The following is a 24941-nucleotide window of genomic DNA, read 5'->3' on the forward strand; positions in this document are numbered from 1 at the left end:
GCCATCTTCAATTGCGACATTACCACTGACATTATCAATATCAATGCTACCTGAACCATCATTTAATGCTAAATCGCCGACTACATTTTTTACGTAAATACTGCCCGAGCCATCGTCAATATTTAAGTTTTTAGCACTATTAATATCAATACTGCCAGAGCCATCTTTTACATCAATATTGCTTTGCATCGCGTTAATAACAATATCGCCTGAGCCGTCGTTAATATCTAAATTTAGCTTGTTAGGTACAGTGACCACTAAATCAATACTTGGTGATTGACCGCTGTAAAAGGTAATTCCAGTATTACTTTTGTTTTGTGCAATAAGCTTTGCTTGTGTACCGTTTTGCTCGAGTGTGAGTTCGTATTCATCGTCAATGTCGGCAGTGTATATAGTGGCGTTAACACTAATACTGGTTGCTGTTGATGAGCCTGTTATTTTAAGTGAACCTGCGCCGCTTAGTACGTCTAGGTATTCAAGGTTATTGCTAGGTAATGTAAGTTGTTGTGTTTGTTTTACCGACGCAACGCTAGGCGATATATGAAATACACAACCGCTGAGTAATAAAATACCGCTAATTAGTGAAACGGGCTTAGTGAAGTTGAATAGAGTTGATGCGCTCATGTTTAGTCCTTTGATATTGATTATTTTAGTTAATATACAAAGTATAGAGCAAAAATGAGACCGAAATGTAAGTTATTGTTTTATATGAAATGACAGTGATTGCTAAAAAGATAAAATGCCAAAATATGGTGAAAAAGACTAAATGTTAATAAAAAGGATGCGCGATGCATCCTTTTGTAATTACTCTATTTTTAATTGATGTTTACTTAAAAGCTATAAGTAATGTTACCGTATAAAAAGCGCCCATCTAAACTGTAGGGTGTATAAGGCGTGTATGGAAATATTTGCCCAAAGTTAGAGTAGCCAATGTTATCTACCGTTGCTTGTGGATACTGATCAAATAGGTTATTTGCACCTACTGCAAACTTCCACGCATCATTAGGGCGATAAGCAACTTCTAAATCAGTGATCCATTTGGCATCTAAATATTCATCACCATCGCTGGTAGTTGAAATATCTGCCACTTCCCCATAGCGAGTTGCACGCAAGGTTGTTTGCCATTGGTTAAAGCTCCAAACGGCTGATAGGTTTAGCTTGTTATCGGGTGTGCCTTGCTCAAAACGACCGACTTCACGACGGGCAAATACCACGTAGTCATCACCTAAAGAACTTAGCTCGCTTGGGTTTGCATCAACATGAGTCACTTCGGTGTCATTAATGTTTGCTGCTGCGTTTAAGCGCAGATCACCCAATGTATTTAAATCAAGCATGTACGTTGCCACAATATCAACACCTTGCGTGCGCGAATCTATGGCGTTAGTAAAGTAACGCACACTTTCGGTATTTAGTTCGCCCGCATTGGCTAGAATTTGCTGCACAGCGTTACCGCTTAAGTTTTCAGAGAGTACGATCCGGTCATCAATATCAATGCGGTACGCATCAACCGTTAAACTAAAGTTACCTTGGGTATAAACAAATCCAGCGGTAACATTAACCGAGTCTTCGGCATCGAGCTGTTTTGCACCTAATGCTTGCGCTGCAGGAGCAGAGCTTGGAAATAGGCCAACTTCAAAAGGCTGGTTATTTTCAAGAATAGTCGATATTTGACGGTACGAGCTTTGTGCAAGTGACGGCGCACGAAACCCAGTACTGGCAGCACCACGTAATGATAGGTTGTCGGTAATACTGTAACGCGTGGCTAATTTTGAAGTAAATGTGTTACCAAAATCGCTGTAATCTTCATAACGACTGGCTAAAACTACATTCCACTTATCAGTTAAATAAGTGTCAAATTCAGCAAATACGGCAACGTTATGACGGCTTTCGTTAGTTGCGCTTTGTGGTCCAAAACCAGGAAGCACTTGCGCGCCGCCAGCAGCAATTGGGTTGCCGTTGTCATCAAGTGCAGTAATATAAGAAGCTTCTTCACCTTGCTCTATTTTATAGCTTTCACGGCGATACTCAGCACCAATAGTGAAAAATATATCATCAGGTAGGCCAAAATCAACGGTGGTATTTGCATCAAAATTAACTAAAAATTGATCGTAAACCATGGCGCCGTTATCAAACTCAGTTTGGCTATTAGTACCTAGCGAAGTATTTAGGCTATTTACAACCCCTAAACCAAAGTCATTTCGACCATAGTTAGTACTTACATCCCATGCCCAATCGCCACTCTCGCCTTGTAAACCAAATGCCAGCGAGTAATCTTTTACGTCTGTAGCAATTTGTGGCAAAAAGCCATTGGGGTATAGCTCTAAAACATTGCGGCTGTCTTTTGCGCGGCGGTAAAATCCGCCCGAGTTACCTTCACGCTCAGAATAGCTACCAAACGAATAAACATTAAAGCCGTTATCTAAGTCGTATCCCATGTTGTAAAACAACGCGTAATCTTCAAGCTCAGCTTTACCAAAACGATGATTATAGCGGTTGATTGTAAATTCGCGTGGGTCTAGGCTGCCATCATCTAGGCGGCTGTATTGTTCGCGCGGATCAAAACCAGAGCGTTGAGTTGAGTCGTTATCACGGTATTCAATCGAGACGTTTAAAAAGCCATTGTCTGCCAGTGAAAAACCAGAATTTGCGCTAATTGTGCGGGTATTACCGTCGTTAACTTGACGATCGTCGCCTAAATTAAAAGCAAGGTTACCGTTCTCATCAGCATAAGTGCTATTTAGTTGTGGTACACCGGCCATTTGGCTGTCGTATTGGCCATAAGTTACGCTAACACTACCGCCTTCGGTTGCATCTTTTAAAACAATATTGATTACACCCGCAATGGCGTCAGAACCATATTGTGCTGCTGCCCCATCACGTAGTACCTCAACACGCTTAATTGCAGAGGTGGGGATCATGTTTAAATCAACCGCGGTAGAGCCGCGACCAACCGTACCGCCTAAGTTTAATAACGCACCAGAGTGGCGACGTTTACCATTAATAAGCACTAGAGTGTGATCAGGTGCAAGGCCTCTTAAAACCGCTGGGCGAGCATGATCAGTACCATCAGACAGTGTGGCACTTGGGTAGTTAAAGCTTGGTACTTGGTTAGCGAGCACTTGGCTGATTTCAAGTTGACCTGTGCTTGCCATATCGTCGCTGCTAATAATATCCACAGGCACGGTACTTTGCGCAATACTTCGTAAGCTGCGGCGCGTGCCAGTTACTGAAATTACTTCGATATTCTCTTCCACTTGGTTAGTTTGCTCAGCCGCATTCGCAACTGAAAAAGAGGCGCTAAGTGCGGTGGTAATAGCCAAGCTAAGTGCTAATTTTTTATTAGCTGATAAATGCTGAAAAGTCATTAAGCGTGCCTTGAAGATTTTGAAAAGTGCGCATCATATAGAAGCGGCTAGTGCACCGCAAAGATCTAAATTGACTATGTTATTCAACTATTTTTATAAAAAGAAGTGATCCTAATACTAGGCTAAAATGAGGATAGAGCGAAAAGTGAAAAATATTAAGAATATGCCGATTTATGCAGAGAAAATGGCAGACTAAGTGATAAAAAAGGCCAAACTATTTGCTTGGCCTAATAAATAATATTTAATAATTACTCAGGTGCTACTTCAAGGGTTGTAAATAGTGCATAGCGACCTACGTCTACGCCAGCTTCATTAACTGTTACTTTTTGAGACGTTTCAATTAGGTATAAACCAGGGTGTTGCCAAGTAGTGGCAAAAAAACCGTCTTTATCTGTGGTTACTTTAATCTCACCACGGCTATTACGGTAACGTGTATCACCTTTTAAAATACTTATTTCAATCCCTTCGCCAACCGGCTTGCCATCGCTTAGTAGTTGAAAGCGTGCTTGCTCACCAACAAATAAGTCGTTTGGATGGGTTGGGCCGCTTAGCTCTAAGCCTTGACCTAGTTGAGCGGGTTTTGACGTGCCATTATGGCTAACAAAGGTATCAACAGTAGAGATGGTTTTAATTGTGGTGATATCGCTGGCGTCTTTAGGTAAGTTGGCATCTGCTTTTTTAGCGAATACACGGCTTCGCTCACCTGCTGCATTTTTGTAAAATGTCATGTACATAGGTTTTTGCGTCATCGCAATATGATAGGTGCCTTGTTGCTGAAGTTTTACTGCTGCAGAGCTTTTGCGCTTTAGGTAATAGGCACGAATGGTATCGGTAACTTGCTCGCCATTTGGGGCAAGTGCCATAAGCAGAGTATCGTCGTACTCTGCGCCTTTTGTGCTTGGACGAAATGCTTTATCAGGTGCAAAAATTTCGTTAGAAATACTTGCGTCAATCATAACGTAATGCGCTTTATCGCCAGAAAGCGAAGTGTGCGAAGGTAGTAACCAACGGGCATGTGCATTTGCCGCTGTTGATACAAGCGCCGATAAACTCAGTGCGCCTATTAATGCAATTTTTGATAAACTAACGTTCATTATTTTTCCTTTAAATTTGAATGATAAGTAGGGGTTACCTAGCGCTTACAGTGACAAAGCTGGTCGCAAATTCGTTTTTACCTTCAATAGTTATTTTCTCTGATTGAGTTAAATCAAGCTCAATGCGGCTGTAATCACGGCCACCTTCTTCGCGCACAACTTCAATATTAAGTAGGTATTTACCGGGCGTCACAGGGTTACCGTTTAGATCGTTGCCATCCCAACTAATTGTATATGTGCCGGCACGCTTGGTTGCGCCGCTGACACCATCAAACTGAGCATTACTTTTACCGGCTTTGCGCCACCATTGGCGTAGATCTTTAAACCATTCTGCTTTTTGAACCCATAGTGCAAGCGTTGTTACGTGTTTGCGATCTGGTGTTTCCAGCCATACAGCAACATAAGGTCGGTGGTAAGGTTGCACGTTTAAATCGGCGAGGGTTAATTCAACTTCTAACCTTGGCGATTGTGCATGAGCATTAATTTGAAATAGCGCGGCGACTAACAGCGTGATGCTTAGCCATGGTTTAATTTTAAACATTAAGACACTCCTTTTATTTGTGGTACCCAACACAGGTAAATAACGATAGGTGTTGCTACACCTAATGCGGTTATCCATATTCCTGCTAAGCGTTTTTTTCTATTTTGAAATAAAATAATCATGCCGGTGATGGCAAATAGGATCATCAGCACTGCTGATATATCAATAACCCAGCTCCATACTTCACCGCTGTAACGACCTTTATGTAGGTCGCCAATTACACTTAAAAACCCCCCGGTTTGATAATCGAGTAACAATTCGCCACTAATAAAATCAAATTCTGCGTAGGCGTAGCCTGCTGGTAATGGATAGTCGAGCATGACCAGTGAATCTTGCTTTTCCCATTCAATGCTTTTTACTTTATTCAGCCCATATTGCTTGGCTAGGTAAGCTTCTATTTGAGGATAAATAGTAGGTAGTGTATTTAATTCTGTTTGTGCTTTTACAAGTAGTTCAGCTGGAATTGCTGCGGTAATTTGGCCGTTGTTTTTATCGTTTTTTAACCAGTCAACATGATTTAGCACTATGCCGCTTACACAAAATAGAATAAGTAAAAAAAACAAAGCGGTAGAAATATAGATATGTAAAGCACGACTCGTACTATATAAAGCGCGTTTATTAACAAAGGGCATAAAAGGTGCTGATTTAATTAATTTATACGGATGATAATGATTTGCATTAGCTGTTACAAATTTATTTACCAAACTTTACACTTTATTTTGCTTATATCGAACGTATTAGTTTTTAGGTGGAGTTGAGGGCTTAGAAATTAAGTAAGTCAAAACCAGCACTTCAACAACAGCAACTAGGACAATAACCCAAGAAGGAGAGCTGCTGTATAATAAAAATATAAAGCCTATTAGCATACCTATGCCCGCAAACCATTTAGCTTTTAGTGGCACGACCTTGTGGCTGTGCCAATGGCGCAAAGTCGCGCCATAACGAGGGTGTTCGAGTAACCAAGTCGCAAGCTTTGGCGATGAACGTGTAAAACATGCTAATGCCAAAATAAAGAAAATAGTGGTGGGCATAACAGGTAATAAAATGCCAATAATCCCCAAACCAACTAACGCTAATCCTAATAGTTGGTATCCCGCATTCTTATATGCGACTAAAGCGACCTTTAAATTCATGAATAGACATGCGCCTGAAAAAGTTGGAATCGAGTAAACGCTTGGCGTGCACCATTGATCAATGCGCGCTCTTGTGTGTCATTTAGCTCAATACTATCAATTAATTGTACTAGATGACGCCAGTCACTGCCACGACCTGCACCAGGGCCTGATAAATAACGGGCACCATACTTTTTTGTTAACAGTAGTCTAGCTTGCGCTTGTTTGCCTAGCATTGCAGCGCCAACTTTTGACCCTTCTACTACATAAAGCCAGCCCAGCGCTGTTGCTAAGTCAGTCTCGTTGCTAATTAATGAAGTGAACGCTGATGCAGGCACTGGGTATTCAAGATCTTGAAAGTCTTGCTCAAGCATATTTAAACGTCGGCGCGCTGCTAAATTTTCAATGACCATATTTAATTCGCTGTGGTCATAAAGCGCAGACACATCATTTAAAAAATAATATTGTAACGTTAAAAACTGGATATAGTTTTCAGTGTTTGCAAATGGGTCTTTATCCATAATGCTTTTATCTATGTTGTCATGTACGTCAGCTGTACTGGCTTTTAATTGTAATGCACGAGAGGGGGCTAAAGTGGTGCTAGTCATGTTGACTCCTAGTTATGACGGTTTAAGTAAAAGTGGGCTAAGTGAATAGCCCTAATTAGCTATAGCTTTATCTCTAGCCCCAAAGTTACAGTTCTGCCTGGCTCTGGCATGGCAACAATTGAACCGGATGACACTATGTATCTATCTGTGAGGTTAGTGATTGTGGTAAATCCGCTGAACATATCGTTAAACTTATAGTTCGCGTAAAAATCGAGTTGATAACTTGCTGGAATTTTACTAACTGCCTTGGCACCAGTACCGCTTAAAAATCCTGCCGGGTGCTGTTTATCAGAATGCCCTTTATAAGTGAAGCCGATGTCCAGTTGATCATCAATGAAGGTGCTCCCAAAGCCAACAACAAGGTTTCGTTTAGGAGGAATACGAAGGGGCGTTAAACTGCCTGAAAAACCTTGACCGTTACAGCGATCAACTTGCTCAATATTACTAATTAAGGCAGAACAGATTTTTATATTGGTGTAATTGGTATATGAAACTGTGCTGTAAAATAAATCACTTTGGTAATTTAGATTAAGCTCAATACCTGGTAACTCAAAGCTATCGTAATTGGTGAATGTATATTTTGTAGTTTGCCATGGTTCAGCATCCGGATCTTTATTTGGCAATTGTGCGGTTGCTAACATGTGTTCAATACGAGTGTCGAAATAGCTAGCGGATAGCGTTAGACGATCCCCTTTAATTAACGCATTACTAAAATGGCTTTCGATACCTAACTCAAAGGTGTTGCTGTTTTCAGGTATAACAGGGTAATCAGACGAGTAGGTAAATACTTCATTTGAAATAGTCGTCTCGTAGATATTCGGCATTCGATACGCTTTGCTGTACTTTGCTTTTAGCGTGGTGTTATCAAATACATTGTAATGAAGCAGTGCTGTAAAATCTGTTTTTGGCGAAAACTTTATTGCATGCTCCCCTTGATGGTCATGCGTACTAGAATCATGATGGTTTAGGTTCAAGGTTAACTCAATGGGATCGAAATCAAACTGGCCATTTACAAACACACTGCGAACAGTTTGTTTGCCGTCACGAGAGGTGGTTTTATCGGTGTAAAAATACTCCAGTGCTCCTGCTTTAGGTTTTAGTACCTCGTTTTGCCAAGAAGCGCCATACATTAATACTGTGGGGATTGAAGAAACAGTAAAAGCAGCGCTGTTATAAATTCCGACACCGTGGCGTTGGTTGCTGTATTCGTGAAAGTATTGCAGTGCATTAGGGCCTAAATTACTGGCCAAGGCGTTATACTGTTGTAACTTTGCGTTGGTTGTCCATGCGTTGATCTTCAAATCGACTAATGGATTATTCGTGGGTAGAAAGCGATAAAGCAAGCTTGCGCTATTAACCAGCGCTGTACCAGGCTGCCATTGTGGCATGGTTTCTATGTTGGCGGGTATTGTGCCATATTCACCATCAGGGAGTATCCAAAAATCCCCTTCGCGTTGCTTGAACCAGTATGAAGCCAACATTTCACCCGCTTGTTGCTGGTGATGGCGAGTATTTAATTCAATGTCATGTTCATCGTTAAAAGCATATTGTACTTTTGCAAGGTAGGATTCGCTTTCAAAGCTGGTATTGACTACTTCACCGTGTTGATTAACAGGGGGTAATACTTGGCCCCAATCATACGTTTCAACAAAGTTTTCAAAGCCGTGTTTACCAGCAAAATAGTTACCTGTTTTTTTATCACTATAGGCAAGCACAGCATTTAATTGATCCGTTTTAAATGCACCTGCGAGTAAAATACCGCCATTATCAAAGTCACTAGTGCTATTGTGGTTACTCACCTGATAGTACTGTTGCTGCCATGGGTTATCGGAGACTGTAGGTGTGTGATTATTGTTATACGTTTTAAGTTTAATCAACGCGCCAACGCTTTGATCCTTTGTCAGAATATCAGTGGTGTTGAGTGTTCTGATATTAACTGTTCCGCCAATTGCGCCAGCACTAAATGCGCCACTTTTTGCTGTTGTACCCTTTTCAACGGCAACAGTACTAATAAAATCTGAGTCGATGTAGGTTCTATCTGAGGTGCCCATGTAGCCACGGTTTGTGTGGGTGGACTGCAAGCTCCCATCAATAAAAATAGGCACTCGACCTTCACCTTGAACACCACGAATACCAATATCGAGTGCGCCAGCTTCGTTACGTAAATTATTTGCGTCGATGCCGGTAAACGTTGAAAAAATATCTGAATTTGAACTGCCTTTACTGCGTTCGAGCTGGTGGCGGTCTAATTGAATTTTGTTGCCACTTACAACAATGACTTCGATGTTTTCAGGGATATCTTTATGGGCATGCTTATTCGCTTTTTTATTGTGCAAATCACGCTTATTTTGTTGTTTTGTTTCTTTTATAGCACCATTTTTCTGGATAATAATGCTGTTATTGACAATTTTTGCACTGAGGCCAGTTTCTTCTAATGTAAATGTTAAAGCGCCTATTAGTGTTTTTTGTCCATAAATTGCTGGTGCTTTTAGCTCTCGCAATAAAGATGCATCTGCAATGAGATTCATATTTGCTTGCTCAGCGAGCAAATTAAGTGAAGTACTCAAAGGTTGTTGAGCAATATTAAACGTTACTATAGTGGAGGTACTTTGAGCTGTTGTGGGAAAGCTAACAGCAACCCCTAAAGCTAAGGCGATGGGAGATAGTTTAATACCGTAACGAGTTATTGTATTCATTGCAATTGTTCCATATAAAGCAAAGTTGTTTATATGAAAACGAATGATAATGAGAATCCCTCAATAAAAAGATTATTTATTTTTAAGAATTGTCCGCCTTACTTATAATAACTTGATTATTTTCGCGTTTAATTTCAACAGGGAGCACGTGTGGTAATAGGTTTAGAAAGTTATCAAGTTGAACAGCTGAAAATGTCCCAGATACTTTTAGCGCAGCAACTCGATCATCGGAGAACGTAAACTCTGTGTCATGATAACGGTTAAATTCAGCACATACTTCCACAAGCGGTGCGTTACTAAAAACTAATCGGCCACTACGCCATGCATCAACAAGTGTAGGGTCTATTGTTTGCACATCCATTCCAAGCTCGTTAAATACAACGTGCTGTCCTTGTACTAACTCAATTAGGTGGTGGTTGTTTTGTATCTTTACCCTTCCATGTTCGACGCTGATACGCGTGCTATGCTTTTTTTTATCAACGCTGAAGCGAGTGCCCAGCACAGTGATTTTTGTATCATCAGTGCTAACAATAAAAGGACGCTGTAAGTCACTGGCTACATTAAAAAATACACGCCCTTGAACGAGTTTGTTTTTACGTGAGTTAGGGTTAAAGTCGAGTGAAATTTGTGTTTTTGCATCTACGCTTAGCTGGGAACCATCGGGTAGAGCAATATCAAATTGTTCACCTCGGTTTGATTTATAATGAGCAGTATACTGGGTGGGCGATACTTCATTTGGCCACAACTGATACCCGGTAATAGTGAGCATTAAACAGGCAGCACATGCTGCTATAGCCCATGTAGATAAAAATCTTTTAGGTTTTGGTGTATTGAGTTGTTCAATTTCATGTTCACTAAATTGCGTTAATAGCCGTTCAACCTGCACACTTTCTTGGTAAGCGGTTTGATGCGCCTTACTGGTATTGAGCCATTGAATAAAAGCCTTTTTTTGTGATGCAGTTAACCCAACTTTTTGTTTTTCAAGCCAAGTATTTGCTTGCAGTTGCAATTGTGTTTGCTGACGGTCCATTGCTTATATTCCCGTGGTTATTTTTTTATTGTATTGCGACATGCCAGCATAGCGATGGCTAAATGTTTTTCAACCATACTGACAGAAATCCCCATCTGATCTGCAACTTGTTGGTACGTTAGGTTTTTAAATTTATATAGTACAAAGGCTTGTTTAGTTTTTTGAGGTAATTGCTCAATACACCTATAAAGCAGACTGAGTTGTTGTTGGCTTGCCAGCTTTGCTTCGGGTTCATAATCGCTAGGTGCGATTAACTCTTGCTCAACAGGGTCTGTAACGGCGTAATTACGGCGATAGTTATCAATAACGATGTGTTTAGCCGTTTTGAAAAATAAAGCCCGTTGCTGGGATGTGTCATGCTCAGGGTTGCGTTTACGGTAGCTTAATAAGCGTGTGTATGCTTCTTGAACGATGTTTTGCGCTTTATGTTTGCATCCAATCGAGCGAGAAATATAACTTAATACTTCAGCGTAATAGCGTTCCAAGGCGCACCAATTTAAGGTTTCTAAAAAGGGGGTGGATACTAACGTCAACCAATGCAAATGGCAATCGTTTTTATTTGTGTTTGTGCTTTTTAAAGCAGCTATTTGATTTAAGTTCAGCCCAGTATGGCTACTGGGCTGAGGAGAGAGTTAAAAGTAATAGCCTAAATTAATATTAAACCGGCGCTCGGTATCGCCACCACCAATAATGGTACCGCCAATAAAGGGTTGATTGCGGGCTTGTACAAAATCAACATAACTAAAGAACCCCCCAGCAGTAATGCTCATACCGGTTACATTCATCCAAGTATTGGCGCTATTATCTGATTTGTTGTAGATGATCCCATAGTCGTTATAAAACTGTAGGTTGGTAACTGGACCCCATTCTAGTGCGTAGTCGTAGGCAACATTAAAGTTGGTCATTGTAGCTTGGCTCGACACGCTATCGAAGTAATTGTAGGCACCCACTGCAAAGCGGTTGCTGCCATCATCTAAGTCGTAGTCGTATTCGCCGTGTTGAAATTGAATGTTCCAGTTATTAATGTTGCTGTTTAAATGAACAGCCCACGCACTGTAATTACCCGCGCGGTCTTCACCATCATGTAGTCCACCACTGAGTAGCGATACACCTAAATCTGTGGTTATATTTTTACTGTGCTTAAGTTGATAAGTGGCTCGACCAGCAAAAGTGTTGTATTCACCAAGTTGCTTTGCAGGCTCGGCATAGGTTCCTTCATCGGCAGGGCGACTGCCAATAATGTCATAAGAGTAACGGTGGTTTTTATCTGATGCTGAGCCATCAACTCCGCCAAGTTCATCATTTTTAAAAAAGCCAAGATCAAGTGTCCAGTTGTCTTTAAGCTTACGTTTAGCAACTACCCCTAAATCAAAGTCATCTTCTAGGCCAACATAGTAGTTAGTGCTAAAAAAGTAGCTGTGAGAATTGTAAGGGCCATTACCAAACGGTACGGCGGTTATACCAGCTTGACCTTCCCAGCCATCAATAAATTCATACCCTAAGTAAGCGTATTTCACTACTGTCATGTAATCGTAAAAGCGTACTTCACCATTTACTGAAATATCATTAATTTCACCAGAGACATTTAAACGGAAAATATCAAAATCAAAGTCGCCACCGCGATCTTCATTGTCATCATCGTAAGAGTTAATGCCGTAGTTAGCGCGAATGGCACCCCCTATCTTTATTCCTGATGATTGCTGTTCAGGCTTTGCAGCTTCATCAGTTAGTTGCTGAGCTTTTTTTTCAGTGAGTTTGCTTTCAAGCTTTTCTACTTGTTGCTTTAACTGCGTTAATTGGCTTTGGAGAGGTTGAAGATTTGATGCATAAGAATTACTAGCAACACCACCTAAAATTAAGGCGAGTGTTAGTTTTGAGAGTTTAGTCATAATAGCCGTTTTGATTGTGATTAAAAAAATAAAGGCGCAAAAATGCACCTCTTAGTGTGGAAAAAGGGGAAAATGGCAGGCTAATTTAGTTTATTGTTTTTATACTGCGTTTTATTCTTTAGGGGTTTGAAACAGTGCGCCTACTTCTAAAAGCGGGGAGGCGTCTAGCTTATCTGCATCCATCATTGCGGCAATACGCTGCATTGATGAAAGGAGTAAACTCTGTTCCCATTCAGCAAGTGCTGAAAATTTTTCGATAAAATGCTCTTGTAATGGCTGTGGTGCTTTTTCGAGTAGTTCTTTACCTTGTTCGGTAAGGTATAAGCTGACTCGGCGCTTATCCATTTGACTGCGAACACGTGTTACTAAGTTTTTACTCTCGATTCGGTCAAGAATATTAGTAACCGTTGCTGGGCTTAAGTTAACGTTTTGCGCAATACGGCTGGCGGTAATACCATCAGTTTGAGACACTTCCTGCATGATAAGCAGTTGTGGCCCTGTTAAACCCGCTGTTTTATTAAGTTGCTTTGAATGTAAGTCAATCGCACGGATCACCTTACGTAAAGAAACTAGTAATTCGTCATATTTTTGCATTTGCTTGTCTCATGGAAGGCGAATCATTTGCCGTAATCATGAAATGTTACACATCAAATAAATTGAATTCAAATGATATATGTTATTTCAGCCCGCTGTTATTAGTTTTTATTGGTTTTTATTAATTTGAGCAGTAATTAAAATAGTATTTATTATCTTTAATTTATTAAACGTTCATAACATTCTGTTTGCTAAGGTTGCGCACCTTACGTAGGTTAAAAGCGATACGCAAGCCACGGATGTAAAACTTTAGTCGTAATTTAGCCATTGATGTGGCATAAAAGTATAGTAACTAACTCAATTTAAATAACTATTCTATGTAGCTTATGCTTTAAGCATGCATTATTGTTTGTGTACAAGTAACCTGTACTCAGGTTAAGTATTAGAAATTAGTCTCAGTGTTAAAGGAAATAAAATGCAATTATCACCCTCAGTATGTATTGAGCGTACACATAGCGGTTTAGAATTTATTAGTATTAATAGTCGCCAATGTGAGGCGAAAATATTTTTACAAGGTGGGCAAATAACTGAGTTTACACCCAAAGGTAAATTGCCATTATTATGGGTGTCTGGGGATGAAACCTTTAGCGAGGGGAAAAGTATTCGTGGTGGCATTCCTATTTGCTGGCCTTGGTTTGGGCAACATGAAAATTCGGACTTCCCCGCGCATGGCTTTGCCCGTACGCATGTATGGCAAGCCGATGAAGTACATGAAACCGACAGCGAGGTTACTGTGAGCCTTAAATTACCAATGAAGCAGGTAGATTCTACTTTTTGGCCGCATCAGTCGTCATTACGGGTTGAGTTTATCTTATCAGAGCAATTAGAGGTGCGTTTAACCACCTGTAATTTAGGCAACGTACCATTTAGTTATACACAAGCACTGCATACTTACTTTCCAACAGAAGATATTAATAATACCCGAGTGGCAGGGCTGCAAGGGGCGCAATATATAGAATTTGGTCAAGGGCCTCATCAGCAACATGATGTGGTCGACTTTTCCCGTGAAACCGATATGGTTTATACCCAAGCCGCAGCAGTTCAAACAATTGATACTCCTCAGGGGATGATCAGTGTTAGCAGAGAAAACTCGCAGTCGTGCGTACTATGGAATCCATGGATTGAAAAATCAAAGCGGCTATCAAATTTTGCCGATGATGATTATAAAAGCATGTTATGCCTAGAAGCTGCGAATGTGCTTGAAGATGCGGTTACGCTTGAGCCAAAACAAAGTCATACCATAGTAACAACAATAAAGTGGCTTGGTTAAAGCCAATACGTCCAATGGAGCGAAGCGTGTTTACGAATCAACAAATAACCGATCTACCGCAACATAAAAGCATAGAGTTTGAACCGCTTGCCGATAAAGCATTATTGCATGCACAGTTGAATTGGTTGTTATTTTTCATTCCTTTTTGCTTAGTGCTAGCGGCTGTTTGTTATTTCAATACAGATTTTGCAGCCATGGCGCAAGGTTACTTATTGGTTGCTGTTCCGCTATTAATTTTACTTTGTATGTTATACAGCGTGTTCAGTATTAAACTACAAGGTAGTGCATTACGTACCCACGATATAGCGTTTAAAAAGGGTATTATTTGGCAACAGGTAACTATTTTGCCGTTAGCACGAGTGCAGCATATTGAAATACATCGTGGGCCAATAGAGCGAAAACTGGGTCTAGCAAGTTTACGGCTTTACAGCGCAGGTGGTATGAGTGCTGATTTACAAATTAGCGGCCTGACCCACGAAAAGTGCAAAAATATTCGTCAATTTGTACAAAGCTATCGCCACGATGATACCACAAGCGAGGCTACTGCCAGTGAGTGTTGATGCTACGCAAATGACTCCACCTTCACTTAATTGGCAAAAAGTGTCGCCCTGGGCATTGGCTTATTTTGTGATGCATTTTAGTGTTCGCTTTGTCAAAGACGGCTTATTTAATTTACTGCCTGTGTTAGTGGTATTTGTTACCCAGGTAGAAAATAAACTATTTTGGGGGCAAGTTGCGCTCGCGATTGCTTTGACTTCATTGCTTGCTTATTGTTTTTTGTATTACCGTAGTTTTCGTTTTTGTATTACTGACGAGCATGAAATTTTACTAAATAAAGGTGTATTTAAAAAAGAGCGACTCACCTTAAAGTTTTCTAGGGTGCAAAATGTAAACATAGCTGAGCCCTTTTATTTTACTCCAGTAGGTTTAGTTAATTGCATTTTTGATGCTGCCGGCAGCGTTGCCCAAGAAGCGGTATTGCCGGGAGTAACCAGCGGTTATGCCCAGCAAATGCGCAAACAAGTATTTGACTACAAAGCACAGCAGCAACCATCAGCAGAAGTAGCTGATACAGCGCAATCTCATATTGAAGAGCAGGGCGAAAATAGTTTATTCATTTCAAATAAAGAAATAGCTAAGTTTGGTTTAATGTCGAACATGGCCATTTTAGCGCTTGCCGCTATTGCCCCTTTTATGAATGTGGCTATCGATTTTTTAGAGCAGCAGTTTATAACAAAAATAGAGGGTTTTTATCAGCAAGAGCTGGGTATGATGGCTAATGCAGCGGTATTTGCAGTAATTACTTTGATTTTTATATTGGTATTTATAGCGGTGTTTTTATCGGTAACTATGTCGCTCATTCGGTTCTATAATTATCAGCTTTATTTTAAAAATAAAAAATTTAAACGTATTGCAGGGCTGTTAGAACGCCATCAACTATCAATTAGTTTAGATAAAGTGCAATCTATAGTTATTAAGCAAAACCTAATTGCTAGGCTATTGAAACGTTTTACTGTTGAGTGTTTGCAAGCCAGCAGTGGTGGCGCTGCAAGTATGGCGAAAAAGAATAAACAAACCTTAGTGTTACCTGTGCTCACGCAGGAGCAAGTTGATAATGTGTGTCAGTGGATTTACCCATGGTTTGACAGTAAAAAGCTGGCATTCAAGGCGGTAGAAAGGGCATTGTTATATAAAAATATGGTGTTTTATGCCTTGCTACCGAGTGTTGCTTCTGGGTTTTTAATTAGCTTTATGCAACTTAATGTATTAATTCCGTTAGCATTATTTTTGGTATTAGCTACGTTAGTGTTTTTATCTTATAGACGTTATGGGTATTACCTTCATCAACAAGATGGGCGTTTTTATATGGTAGTGCGCAAAGGTATGATTGGCGTACATTACCGGGTATTTGAGCTGTACAAAGCACAAAGCGCTCGCAGTGTGAGTACCTTTTTTATGCGTCGTTCTGGCTTAAAAAGCCTGTATATACAACTTGCTGCAGGCGGTGCGTATGTTCCGTATTTAAAACAGCAAGATGCTGACTTTATTATTGATTTTACGCTTATGCAGGCTGAGTCAGACTCCCGTAGTTGGATGTAATTTCCTCCGTTGTAAATAATTAGCGTTCAGGTTAAATAATAAAGCAGGTGTAAATACACATTTGCACATGCTTTATTACACTTTTTTACTGCCCGTTTTTTCCTTTTAATAATAACCTAGGTGTATTAAGGAATTATTTTAGGGAATTTTATGAAACAGACACTGCTGGCATCCGCTTTATTACTTGCCTCACCAAGCTTCGCTGCTAATTGGCAAACCATTCATACCGAGCATTTCAATGTACACTTTAGTAGTGAGCATACTGATTTTGCTAAATCGACCGCAGTAGAGCTGGAGATTGTTCGTACTAAAGTGCTTGAGCAACAAAACCGTGCGCTTGATAAAATCGTCGATGTGGTGGTGTTTGATCCTTTAAATGCAGCTAATGGCTTTGCCTTACCAACCTCTAATAATCCTGTTATGGCGCTTTTTACTACGCCACCACAATCGGACACAGTAATCTCAAACTCATCGGGCTGGCAGCAATTACTAGTGCTGCACGAGTACATTCACTTAGTTCATTTAGCGCAGCCGACTCGCAGCGAGTGGCAACAAAAAATTAGAGGGGTATGGGATCTTTACGATTTAACCTATGGTGACACACCGCGCTGGGTAGCTGAAGGATACGCCACCTTAATTGAGTCTAAAATGACAGGGCGAGGGCGGCTCTTTGATAACTATTCTGAGGCAATACTCAGGGAGTTTGCTCAGCAAGGAGCGCTTCCGACCTATGGGCAACTAAATAGTGATGAAGGCTTTATGGCGGGCTCCATGGCGTATTTAATGGGAAGTCGGTTTTTATACTGGCTAGAGCAAAATTACTCAGAGCAGTTGGTCGATAATGTATGGGTTCGTATGCGAGCGGTTAAGTCTCGAGATTTTGATGATGCATTTTCTGGTGTATTTGGGCAAAGCGCTGCCAAGCTATATCGTCGATTTATTGCTGAGTACACTTATAAAGCAATGCAACAAGAGCAAACCGAGTCACCACTTAATAGCAAGCTTTGGTTAAAGCTTGATTTATACGCTAGCAACCCCGTTCTTTCAGATGATGGCAGCAAAATTGCCATAGTGGAGCGTGATAAAAAAAGTAATACCAAGCTCATAATTTATAGCACTGAAGACAACACTAAAGCGCAACAGCAATTTACTAAAGCACAAAAGCAATTACTTGAAGATGATGCTAAGGATATTCCTGATACTGCGCCAAGTGTATTTAAGCGCGAACAAAAACAAATATTAAATCAAATAAATCGCGCAGGTATTGCCAATCCGCAGTGGGTAGGCAATAACACTCTTTATTTTAATGCCTACAGTAGTGAGGAGTCGGGGACTTATAACAAAGTGTCTGACATTTTTAGCTATAACATAGATACTGGCAACGTCGAACAACTCACGGAGCTGGCTGGTATTCGTCGTTTTAGTGTTACCCGCGATGGTGAAACACTTTACGGTGAGCAAATACGAGCTGGGTATTCTGAATTAGTAAAAGTCGATCTTAATACACAAACAATCACGCCACTTTTTATCAAGAGCTTAAAAACGACGTATGATTACCCGACCCTAAGCCCAGATGAAAAAAAATTAGCTTATTTATCAGCATCATTAAACGAAAACTGGCAGTTGTATATACAAGATTTAGGCGGTGATGTCAGGCAGTCAGTCCCAATGCCTAATGGGTATCAATATTTAAGCCAGCCGAGTTTTAGTCAAAATGGGGAGTCTATCTATTTTGTTGCTGGCTTAAATAATAAGACTGATATTTATAATTACCATATAAAAAATAACACCCTCACCCGCTTAACTAACGGGCAAGAAGCGCTCGCATATCCGATTGAAACAGAAGATGGCTCACTACTTTATTTCTCTATTAATGCTGATGGCCCTGATGTAAAAACGCTAACAACAAAAGACCGGACAGCCGTGACGGATTTCGCTGTAAACAGTGAAGCTCCATTGTTGATGGTAAATAAGCATACCTTGCCACCGGCAAAAATATATACCGATGAGATAGCAGAACAAAGCGATTACGCAGTGCTTGAGCAGCAAGCGACGTTTGCCTTGGGATCACAGTATTATTCAGCGTCAACCAGTTTGCTAAGTGTAGGTATAAAAAGTAGCGACCTATTAAAACAACTTGATTTACAAGCGGGTTATAACATTGATTTGCACTACGGTGGATTATATGGAGGATTTGTACAAGCAAAATACAATGCGTTAAATACAAAGTTTAAGCTTGCGCTATTTGATTATAATTTGGATACATCACGTCAATATCAACCTAGCTTAAACGCTGATATTGATGCCCGAGGTGGTTTTGCTGCAATAAGCCACCCATTGAAGTTTGGCCAGCTTCAATTAACCCCAGAGCTAGCTTATAACTATACAGATTATAAAAATAGCCATAAAAATTGGACGCGGTTGAGTATTAGACAGCAATGGCAACATGACCGCCAAGCATTTGCCATAGGGCAGAGTATTTATGCCAGTATTTATGAGGGACAAAATCAAAGTAGTCATTGGCAAGGTTATGACTTGGCAACAAAAGTATTTGGCAAAGCATTTAATATTCCCATGTTTGTGAGCTTTGAACAAAAACAGCGAGACGATAGTAATTTAGCTTTAGGTGGATTTAGTTCTAACCTGATTAATCAGCAACAAAGTAGCGAGTTTGTACTTGCTGCTGAATTGCCTTTTTACAGTGCAACTGCAGAGCGCTATCAAGGTTATGGCGGTGGCATTAGCTTTAAAGAAGGCATGCCCTGGTTTTACTATAAGCAACATCAATTAGATAACAGCGTTTATGCACAAAGTTATGGCTTAAAATACCAAGGTGATTTTAGCTTTGGGATGGGGCCTGCAGGCGTAAACGATTTAACCTTCAATGCTGGGTTGTCGCGTGTTGAAGGCGACAGCTTTGAAGATGAAATGCGCGCATGGTTAAGCTTTTACTATTCATTGTAAAAGCTTATTTAGCTAAGTTACTATCTCAAGTTAGTAACTTAGCTGAGCATTAATACTATCAAGCGTTAGCGCTTTTTCGCTGCATTACACGATTTCTTTGTGAATGCTTTTTACGTTTGCGGCGGGTAAGCCATAAATAAAAGCCTGTACCAGCGAGCCATACAGGGCTAAGGCCAACAATACACCATAGTATTTTACTGATAAGCCCAGCAAAATAACCAAAGTGTAGTTTTCTAAAACTGTCTATTACTTGCCAACCAGCACCAGCCTCTCGAATATCCCAGTTAGCCATGTGTTCACCTGTTTGCTTATTGTAAGTTATGGTATTGGCGTATTCACTGGTAAGTGGATTACTGGTATTTACTTCGCCATAAAGAGTAATATTTTCATCGGGCTCTCGTGGAAAAACTAAAAAAGTTGTATTAAAAGTGGGTATTTGCAGCTTGCTATCATTAAGAATCCGCTCAAAAGAGATGTCGTCACTATATAATTTATTTGTAATAGTGTAGTGCTCTTCTTCTGCGTGTTCTATTACTTCGTGATACCACACTGCACCATTAAAATAACCACCGGTAATCGCTAAAACGATAAGGATAGGTGAGCCTAATACTCCAGTCATTTTATGAATGTCGCTAAGTACTATTTGTAAAGTTGCGCGCCAGCGTACGCTAAATAGTCGCTGCCAAAATTTACGGTAAATAATTAAGCCTGTAATGCCCAGAGTTAATAAAAATAAAGCAAAAAAGAACCCTAATACGGTACCTGTTTGCCCAGGTAAGCTTTTTAAGTCGTTAAGTAAAAAGGTGTAATGGAGTTCTAGAAACCAGTCGGTAAAATAATGAGTTGTGCTTACTGGTTCTGATAAAACCTCTCCGGTGTATTGGTCTAAATGCAACTTATACCAATCGTCAGTGCCACGCTTAACCAAATAAAGCCGGTCGGCGGTGGTGTTATTAAAAAGCTCCCAGCTTCCTACTACATACTCAGGAAAGGCTGCTTCGGCTTTATTTATTAATGAGTCCATAGGTAAGCGAGCAGCTTGCTGCTGTACCACAAAGTGTTTGTCAGGCATCAGTAAGCCATCAATTTCACTTTTAAACACTAAAACACTGCCGGTAATGCTAATAACAATTAACGGAATAATGGCAATTAGCGCCAACCAACTATGAACTTTAAACAGTGTTTTTCTCATTACTTAAGCTTGCATGTTAATTTTTAGATATGCGCATGATAACAGTTATCATTTGTGTTGCAATTATAAAATAGTGAGACTGTGAAGTTATAGCAACGGTTTTTGTATACTCAAGTTGCCACAGGAGGAAACTAAAGTAGGTGTGAAGCTTGTATAAAACCTAGCCAGCTCTACAATGCGCGCACAAAAATAAAGCCTTTAAAAACAAATGTTTAAAAAATGTTTTATTTCTTCCTTTTTATTAACAACAATGTAACGAGCGAGGTTTGCTTTGGCGTATTATTTGCCTATTTTATCAGTGTTTATTTTGGTTTTTAGTTTTTTACCGTTACTTAATAAAATTATTAAAAACCGCAGTGTATCGGGTGTATCACTGCTAATGATGACATTTGGTTTAGCGCAAAGTGTGTACTTTATTAGCTACAATCTTTATTTTGCTCGTTTTTATATTGCCTTGCCGTTTTTTGCGACAGGTTTATTAAGTGGTTTAATTTTATACTTTTTTGCACGTTATAATGCCGCTAAACGTCAGAAGCTGCAGTTACTTGGCATGCTTAGCTTTTCGTTATTACCTTTTTTGTTGCTGTTAAACCCTAACCTAGATACTGCCACTGTGCTAAATGGCTTAACCTATGTGGGCTTAATTATGAGTTCAGTACGGGTTATGCCACAAACCTATAAAACACTGCGAACAGGGAATATTAGTAACCTTAGTGCGCGCTATTTTAGTTTGCAATTTATAGCAGGTATCTGTGGTTTGTTTGCAGAGCTAGCCATGCCAGTGCAAAGTACTTCGCATATATTAATGTTTATTATGATATTGCTAACTAATGCGCTGCAATTTGCGTGTATGCAGTATTATCGCGTACGTCCTGTGTTGGCATAAAATTATAGTGACCGTTAATTTCATTTGTGGCACTTTGAGTGACCAATAAATAAAAAGTGCCCACTATGAAATTAACTATCCATCAAATCGATGCGTTCAGCAGTGAACTGTTTAAAGGTAATTATGCTGCCGTGATCCCACTAGAGTCTTGGCTTAGTGATGATCTTATGCTGAATATAGCTTCGGAAAACAACGTGTCTGAAACCGCTTTTACTTGTCAGTCGGCAGATGGAAGCTTTGCGATACGTTGGTTTTCGCCATTAATGGAGATTGATTTTTGCGGCCATGCTACTTTAGCAGCGGCCTATGTGCTTTGTGAGCAACATAGTATATCGCAGGTGCGCTTTAGCGCAGAGGCGGTGGGCAAACTGATTGTTAATAAAAATAACGATGGCAGCTTTGCTATGACCTTTCCTAAACAAGCCCCTGAAGAGGTTCAGCTTATCCCTGATGCTTTATTAGCTGGCCTGTCTATACAACCTGTTAAAGTGCTGCAAAACCGCCAAGCTTATTTTGCTATTTATGATAATGAGCAGCAGGTTGTAGATCTGAAAACAACCAATGAACAACTAAAAAAATTAGCCCCATTAGATGTGGTTGCAACAGCACCGAGTGTTAAGTATGACTTTATTTCTCGTTATTTTTGGCCTGCCAGTGGGGGTGATGAAGACTTTGTAACCGGCTCAATTCATACTGGGCTTGCCCCTTATTGGGCAGGGCAGTTTGGAAAAAATTCTCTCAGTGCTTATCAAGTCTCACAACGAGGTGGGAAGCTACACTGTGAAGTGGGCAATACAACAGTGACATTAACGGGTCATGCCGTAAGGTACCTTAAAGGCACTATTTACCTTTGAGTTAGTGTAAAAAAGGCCACGTAAAACGTGGCCTTGGTTTACTCAGTGTTATTTACGCTTCTAGCGCTTTGCTAATTAAGCGATCGATATACTTTTTATGTGCTTTGGTTGCGGTGTCTGCACCCCATGCAACATCTTGATCGGCTATTTGAGTTAGCTGATATAGCGCAGCTGTTTTTGCTAAGTTATCGTATTTACTTGCTTTTTTTAAGCCTGCAATTGCAATAAGCTGATTTACGTATTCAATCTGTAAATTATGACTGATCGAATTAGCATTTTTACTATCAACAAAAATACTTGCAGTTAAATCCCCCATAAATTGCGTAAGGGTGTATTCATTACCATATAAAGCGGTATCTGAAATACGCAGTAACACAGCAGGATGCAGTAGTTGCGCTAAGACACCTTTTTGCATGCCTAAAATCATTTTATGCGGTTTAGGGTCTTCGTTTTTACCGTAATGATTAAACCCACGACGCTGCTGCTGCATAAAGTTATACAATGGCTGCATGCTTTGCAGTACATTTGGAGCAAACACATACTCAGCTAAAATAGCCATTGCTTGGGTTTGACGCTCAAGTGGTACCGGTGTAAAAGGCTTTGCTGCATTTTCATCGCCCACGACGGCACGCTCTACATAAACCCCTCCAATTTGACGAGATACCACACCTGCCTGCGCACGGTATTGGCCAAATAGGCTGTTAGCAGAAGTAACAAGCTGTTGGTAAGACTCGCCTTTTACTGTAGCTTTGTCTTTAAGTTCAGAAAATAGTGTATTGATCAGTGCCATTCTATCTGCACCATAAGCTGCAGGGTTAGACGATAAATCGCCAATCATCACGCGAGGGTCTATATGGCGACCTGGTGCACGCATATCGTCGGCATCGTTACCAAAGGCCAGTGCATGTTCGCTTGAGCGAGCGAGTATTTTATCAAGACGAGCTTGTTCTGCTGCTTCATCTTTAAGAGCTGCGCTGTAGCCGTAGTTTATTGCCCAATCATCGTATGGACCGGGTTTAGTTTGGAAGATATCGCCTTGAGTCACACCTGTTGGCGCTATATTTGCTGGCGCATAGTCCATTACTGAGCCGGTTACTATACCTTGGGTTTTACTTTTGTCGTGAACTTCTTTCTCATCCCACAAAATAGAAGATTTCATGTTGTGATTGAGACCTAGAGTATGCCCTACTTCATGTAAAACCAGCTGGGTTAAGCCTTGGCGTAACATTTCAGTATCTTCAATATCAGCGCCATTTGCTAAGCCTTTTGCAAGTATTAGGTTTTGTTGTAACTCATGACCTAAAGAGCAATTAAGCTCAGTGTTGCTTCCAGGTTGTGTATGGCTCATAGTGCCTTGAGTATAAAGCGTATCGTATATCCAGCGGTTTTTCATAAATACAAACTCAAGCATGATGTCTGAGCCTAAAATTTCACCGGTTAGCGGGTTAGCTAATGCTGGCCCATACCCACCAAAAGGTGGCTTAGGTGATGAAGTCCAGCGCAGTACATTATAGTTAATGTCACCAGCATCCCAATCGGCATCATCAGGTTGTACTTTTACTTCTATTGCATTTTTAAAGCCTGCCTTTTCAAATGAGCTATTCCAAGCAAGTACGGCGTCACGTACTGTATCTCGCCACTCAACAGGCGTAGTATTTTCTATCCACCAGGTAATCGGCTTTACTGGCTCTGAAAGTGCTGCGTTTGGATCTTTCTTTTGTAGGTCCCAGCGCTTTATTACATCTTGGTATGGTGCCCAGTCAGTTGATGTCATTTTATCAAACTGATTGGTGAAATAACCAATGCGCGCATCATCAAAACGAGGTTGGTAGCTATTATCAGGTAAAGCTACAAATGAGTGCTGAACTTTTACTGACACGCTTCGTGGATCGCTTATCGCACCTGAGCCTCGAACGGTTGGGCTACTATTAGTAAATACATAGTCAACCACCACATCTAGATTGTTAGGGTAAGGACGCTGTTTGATGATACGTGATTTTTTATCATCTAATTTACCTACTTTAAAACGCTTTTTAGCATTTTTATCGTTCGGATTAGGCGTTGGTGATACTTTATGCAGTGCTTCACTTAAAAATAGCTTGTTAACATTAAAGGCTATTTTACCTTCTTCTTGCTTTTCTATTTTTATACTTGCAAGTACCGCTTCGCTAATGTTTGCCTCGCTGGCTTTAGCTAGCGCGCTATTTTCGTTAAATAAGTAACGCGGGGTTTTACTAACAATATCGATACGATCAAAGTACTTTCTAAATTCAATTAACTTTGTTTCACGGTACGCGCCACGAAAATGACCCGCATCAGTCGCACCATCAATGGTATGTGCAAAATAAACAAAAGGGGTATCGAGCTGTGACTCGTTAATTACCATTAGGTGGTCACCGGTTTTTTCATCTTGGTAAAGATTAAAAATGCCAGCAAATTCGGTTTGGCCTTTAATCATTTCACTTAATGTTTGTGGCTTTTTTTCTTCTTTTTTTTCTGCAGCAACAGTATAGCTACTGCCAAGCGCTATACTAAGCGCCAAGGTAAGTGTGGTTAATTTCATAATTTGTCTTTTGTCGTTGTTAATGTAATTTTACTGTACGGTTTGTCATGCCGTTTCGTACAGTATCGTTCCTAAATACTACCCCAAAGTGATTAGCTTTATGATTTATAATGGTAAAAATTTGTAACAATACATTTATGAAGCGACTCAGTGAGGCTTTTTATTGATTTATACTTCACTGCA

20 protein-coding genes are annotated in these 24941 nt (G+C 40.3%); 6 read left to right on the plus strand and 14 right to left on the minus strand.

Features of this window, described 5'->3' with window-relative positions; translation table 11 throughout:
* The 12 genes from CWB77_RS15365 to CWB77_RS15420 all read right to left on the minus strand — a co-directional run.
* A partial coding sequence (locus CWB77_RS15365; protein WP_138623481.1) for a DUF4097 family beta strand repeat-containing protein occupies window positions 1–624 on the minus strand: 624 nt, incomplete at its 3' end.
* Window positions 625–830: 206 nt separating this feature from the next.
* Window positions 831–3365, minus strand: a complete 2535-nt coding sequence (locus CWB77_RS15370) for a TonB-dependent receptor plug domain-containing protein (protein WP_138623483.1) — start codon at window positions 3363–3365, stop codon at window positions 831–833.
* 248 nt (window positions 3366–3613) lie between these two features.
* Window positions 3614–4459 (minus strand): DUF4198 domain-containing protein, encoded by an 846-nt coding sequence (locus tag CWB77_RS15375; RefSeq protein ID WP_138623485.1) that lies wholly within the window; start codon window positions 4457–4459, stop codon window positions 3614–3616.
* 34 nt (window positions 4460–4493) lie between these two features.
* Window positions 4494–5000, minus strand: coding sequence for a DUF2271 domain-containing protein (locus CWB77_RS15380; RefSeq protein WP_138623487.1), 507 nt, complete (start codon window positions 4998–5000; stop codon window positions 4494–4496).
* Entirely contained in the window at window positions 5000–5632 is a 633-nt protein-coding gene (locus tag CWB77_RS15385; protein WP_041709754.1) for a PepSY-associated TM helix domain-containing protein, read from the minus strand. Before CWB77_RS15385 ends, CWB77_RS15380 begins: the two co-directional genes overlap by 1 nt.
* 105 nt (window positions 5633–5737) lie before the next feature.
* Window positions 5738–6133 carry a YbaN family protein gene (locus CWB77_RS15390; protein WP_054202718.1) on the minus strand — a complete coding sequence of 132 codons (396 nt, stop codon included), beginning with the start codon at window positions 6131–6133 and terminating at the stop codon, window positions 5738–5740.
* Window positions 6130–6720, minus strand: a complete 591-nt coding sequence (locus CWB77_RS15395) for a biliverdin-producing heme oxygenase (RefSeq protein ID WP_138623489.1) — start codon at window positions 6718–6720, stop codon at window positions 6130–6132. Before CWB77_RS15395 ends, CWB77_RS15390 begins: the two co-directional genes overlap by 4 nt.
* 59 nt (window positions 6721–6779) lie before the next feature.
* Window positions 6780–9416 (minus strand): TonB-dependent receptor domain-containing protein, encoded by a 2637-nt coding sequence (locus tag CWB77_RS15400; protein ID WP_075170738.1) that lies wholly within the window; start codon window positions 9414–9416, stop codon window positions 6780–6782.
* An 82-nt stretch (window positions 9417–9498) separates the two neighbouring features.
* The gene (locus CWB77_RS15405) at window positions 9499–10446 is read right to left on the minus strand and encodes a FecR family protein (RefSeq protein ID WP_138623491.1); all 948 of its coding nucleotides are present in this window, start codon (window positions 10444–10446) and stop codon (window positions 9499–9501) included.
* Between the two features lie 17 nt (window positions 10447–10463).
* The gene (locus tag CWB77_RS15410) at window positions 10464–10931 is read right to left on the minus strand and encodes an RNA polymerase sigma factor (protein ID WP_138623494.1); all 468 of its coding nucleotides are present in this window, start codon (window positions 10929–10931) and stop codon (window positions 10464–10466) included.
* Between the two features lie 147 nt (window positions 10932–11078).
* Window positions 11079–12335 (minus strand): porin, encoded by a 1257-nt coding sequence (locus CWB77_RS15415; RefSeq protein ID WP_138623496.1) that lies wholly within the window; start codon window positions 12333–12335, stop codon window positions 11079–11081.
* A 111-nt stretch (window positions 12336–12446) separates the two neighbouring features.
* Complete coding sequence (locus tag CWB77_RS15420) at window positions 12447–12929, minus strand: MarR family winged helix-turn-helix transcriptional regulator (RefSeq protein ID WP_008112832.1); 483 nt, start codon at window positions 12927–12929, stop codon at window positions 12447–12449.
* Window positions 12930–13344: 415 nt separating this feature from the next.
* Between CWB77_RS15420 and CWB77_RS15425 the strand changes: the two genes are divergently transcribed.
* From CWB77_RS15425 to CWB77_RS15440, 4 genes are all read left to right on the plus strand, one after another.
* The gene (locus CWB77_RS15425) at window positions 13345–14199 is read left to right on the plus strand and encodes a D-hexose-6-phosphate mutarotase (protein WP_138623498.1); all 855 of its coding nucleotides are present in this window, start codon (window positions 13345–13347) and stop codon (window positions 14197–14199) included.
* Between the two features lie 14 nt (window positions 14200–14213).
* A complete protein-coding gene (locus CWB77_RS15430) occupies window positions 14214–14759 on the plus strand; it encodes a PH domain-containing protein (protein ID WP_138623516.1) in 546 nt (181 codons plus the stop codon).
* A gap of 10 nt (window positions 14760–14769) precedes the next feature.
* Complete coding sequence (locus CWB77_RS15435) at window positions 14770–16299, plus strand: PH domain-containing protein (RefSeq protein ID WP_374237588.1); 1530 nt, start codon at window positions 14770–14772, stop codon at window positions 16297–16299.
* Window positions 16300–16449: 150 nt separating this feature from the next.
* Window positions 16450–19263 carry a TolB-like translocation protein gene (locus CWB77_RS15440; protein WP_138623500.1) on the plus strand — a complete coding sequence of 938 codons (2814 nt, stop codon included), beginning with the start codon at window positions 16450–16452 and terminating at the stop codon, window positions 19261–19263.
* 58 nt (window positions 19264–19321) lie between these two features.
* Here the strand turns inward: CWB77_RS15440 and CWB77_RS15445 are convergent, their stop codons facing one another.
* Entirely contained in the window at window positions 19322–20455 is a 1134-nt protein-coding gene (locus CWB77_RS15445; RefSeq protein ID WP_138623502.1) for a PepSY-associated TM helix domain-containing protein, read from the minus strand.
* Between the two features lie 271 nt (window positions 20456–20726).
* Between CWB77_RS15445 and CWB77_RS15450 the strand changes: the two genes are divergently transcribed.
* Window positions 20727–21341 carry a PQ-loop domain-containing transporter gene (locus tag CWB77_RS15450; RefSeq protein ID WP_010392228.1) on the plus strand — a complete coding sequence of 205 codons (615 nt, stop codon included), beginning with the start codon at window positions 20727–20729 and terminating at the stop codon, window positions 21339–21341.
* A 65-nt stretch (window positions 21342–21406) separates the two neighbouring features.
* Window positions 21407–22195 carry a PhzF family phenazine biosynthesis protein gene (locus CWB77_RS15455; RefSeq protein ID WP_138623504.1) on the plus strand — a complete coding sequence of 263 codons (789 nt, stop codon included), beginning with the start codon at window positions 21407–21409 and terminating at the stop codon, window positions 22193–22195.
* Window positions 22196–22247: 52 nt separating this feature from the next.
* Here CWB77_RS15455 and CWB77_RS15460 read toward each other — a convergent pair whose 3' ends face one another.
* Window positions 22248–24758 carry a zinc-dependent metalloprotease gene (locus CWB77_RS15460; protein ID WP_138623506.1) on the minus strand — a complete coding sequence of 837 codons (2511 nt, stop codon included), beginning with the start codon at window positions 24756–24758 and terminating at the stop codon, window positions 22248–22250.
* Window positions 24759–24941 lie beyond the last annotated feature (183 nt).

Source organism: Pseudoalteromonas sp. S1610, assembly GCF_005887465.1.
Taxonomy (GTDB): Bacteria; Pseudomonadota; Gammaproteobacteria; order Enterobacterales; family Alteromonadaceae; genus Pseudoalteromonas; species Pseudoalteromonas undina.

Bases quoted from the DNA above. Each gene is read 5' to 3' on its own strand.
- CWB77_RS15405 (WP_138623491.1), bottom strand. From the start codon at position 10,446: ATGGACCGTCAGCAAACACAATTGCAACTGCAAGCAAATACTTGGCTT.
- CWB77_RS15455 (WP_138623504.1), top strand. From the start codon at position 21,407: ATGAAATTAACTATCCATCAAATCGATGCGTTCAGCAGTGAACTGTTT.
- CWB77_RS15385 (WP_041709754.1), bottom strand. From the start codon at position 5,632: ATGCCCTTTGTTAATAAACGCGCTTTATATAGTACGAGTCGTGCTTTA.
- CWB77_RS15375 (WP_138623485.1), bottom strand. From the start codon at position 4,459: ATGAACGTTAGTTTATCAAAAATTGCATTAATAGGCGCACTGAGTTTA.
- CWB77_RS15380 (WP_138623487.1), bottom strand. From the start codon at position 5,000: ATGTTTAAAATTAAACCATGGCTAAGCATCACGCTGTTAGTCGCCGCG.
- CWB77_RS15460 (WP_138623506.1), bottom strand. From the start codon at position 24,758: ATGAAATTAACCACACTTACCTTGGCGCTTAGTATAGCGCTTGGCAGT.
- CWB77_RS15420 (WP_008112832.1), bottom strand. From the start codon at position 12,929: ATGCAAAAATATGACGAATTACTAGTTTCTTTACGTAAGGTGATCCGT.
- CWB77_RS15400 (WP_075170738.1), bottom strand. From the start codon at position 9,416: ATGAATACAATAACTCGTTACGGTATTAAACTATCTCCCATCGCCTTA.
- CWB77_RS15440 (WP_138623500.1), top strand. From the start codon at position 16,450: ATGAAACAGACACTGCTGGCATCCGCTTTATTACTTGCCTCACCAAGC.
- CWB77_RS15435 (WP_374237588.1), top strand. From the start codon at position 14,770: ATGACTCCACCTTCACTTAATTGGCAAAAAGTGTCGCCCTGGGCATTG.
- CWB77_RS15390 (WP_054202718.1), bottom strand. From the start codon at position 6,133: ATGAATTTAAAGGTCGCTTTAGTCGCATATAAGAATGCGGGATACCAA.
- CWB77_RS15425 (WP_138623498.1), top strand. From the start codon at position 13,345: ATGCAATTATCACCCTCAGTATGTATTGAGCGTACACATAGCGGTTTA.
- CWB77_RS15430 (WP_138623516.1), top strand. From the start codon at position 14,214: ATGGAGCGAAGCGTGTTTACGAATCAACAAATAACCGATCTACCGCAA.
- CWB77_RS15395 (WP_138623489.1), bottom strand. From the start codon at position 6,720: ATGACTAGCACCACTTTAGCCCCCTCTCGTGCATTACAATTAAAAGCC.
- CWB77_RS15445 (WP_138623502.1), bottom strand. From the start codon at position 20,455: ATGAGAAAAACACTGTTTAAAGTTCATAGTTGGTTGGCGCTAATTGCC.
- CWB77_RS15415 (WP_138623496.1), bottom strand. From the start codon at position 12,335: ATGACTAAACTCTCAAAACTAACACTCGCCTTAATTTTAGGTGGTGTT.
- CWB77_RS15370 (WP_138623483.1), bottom strand. From the start codon at position 3,365: ATGACTTTTCAGCATTTATCAGCTAATAAAAAATTAGCACTTAGCTTG.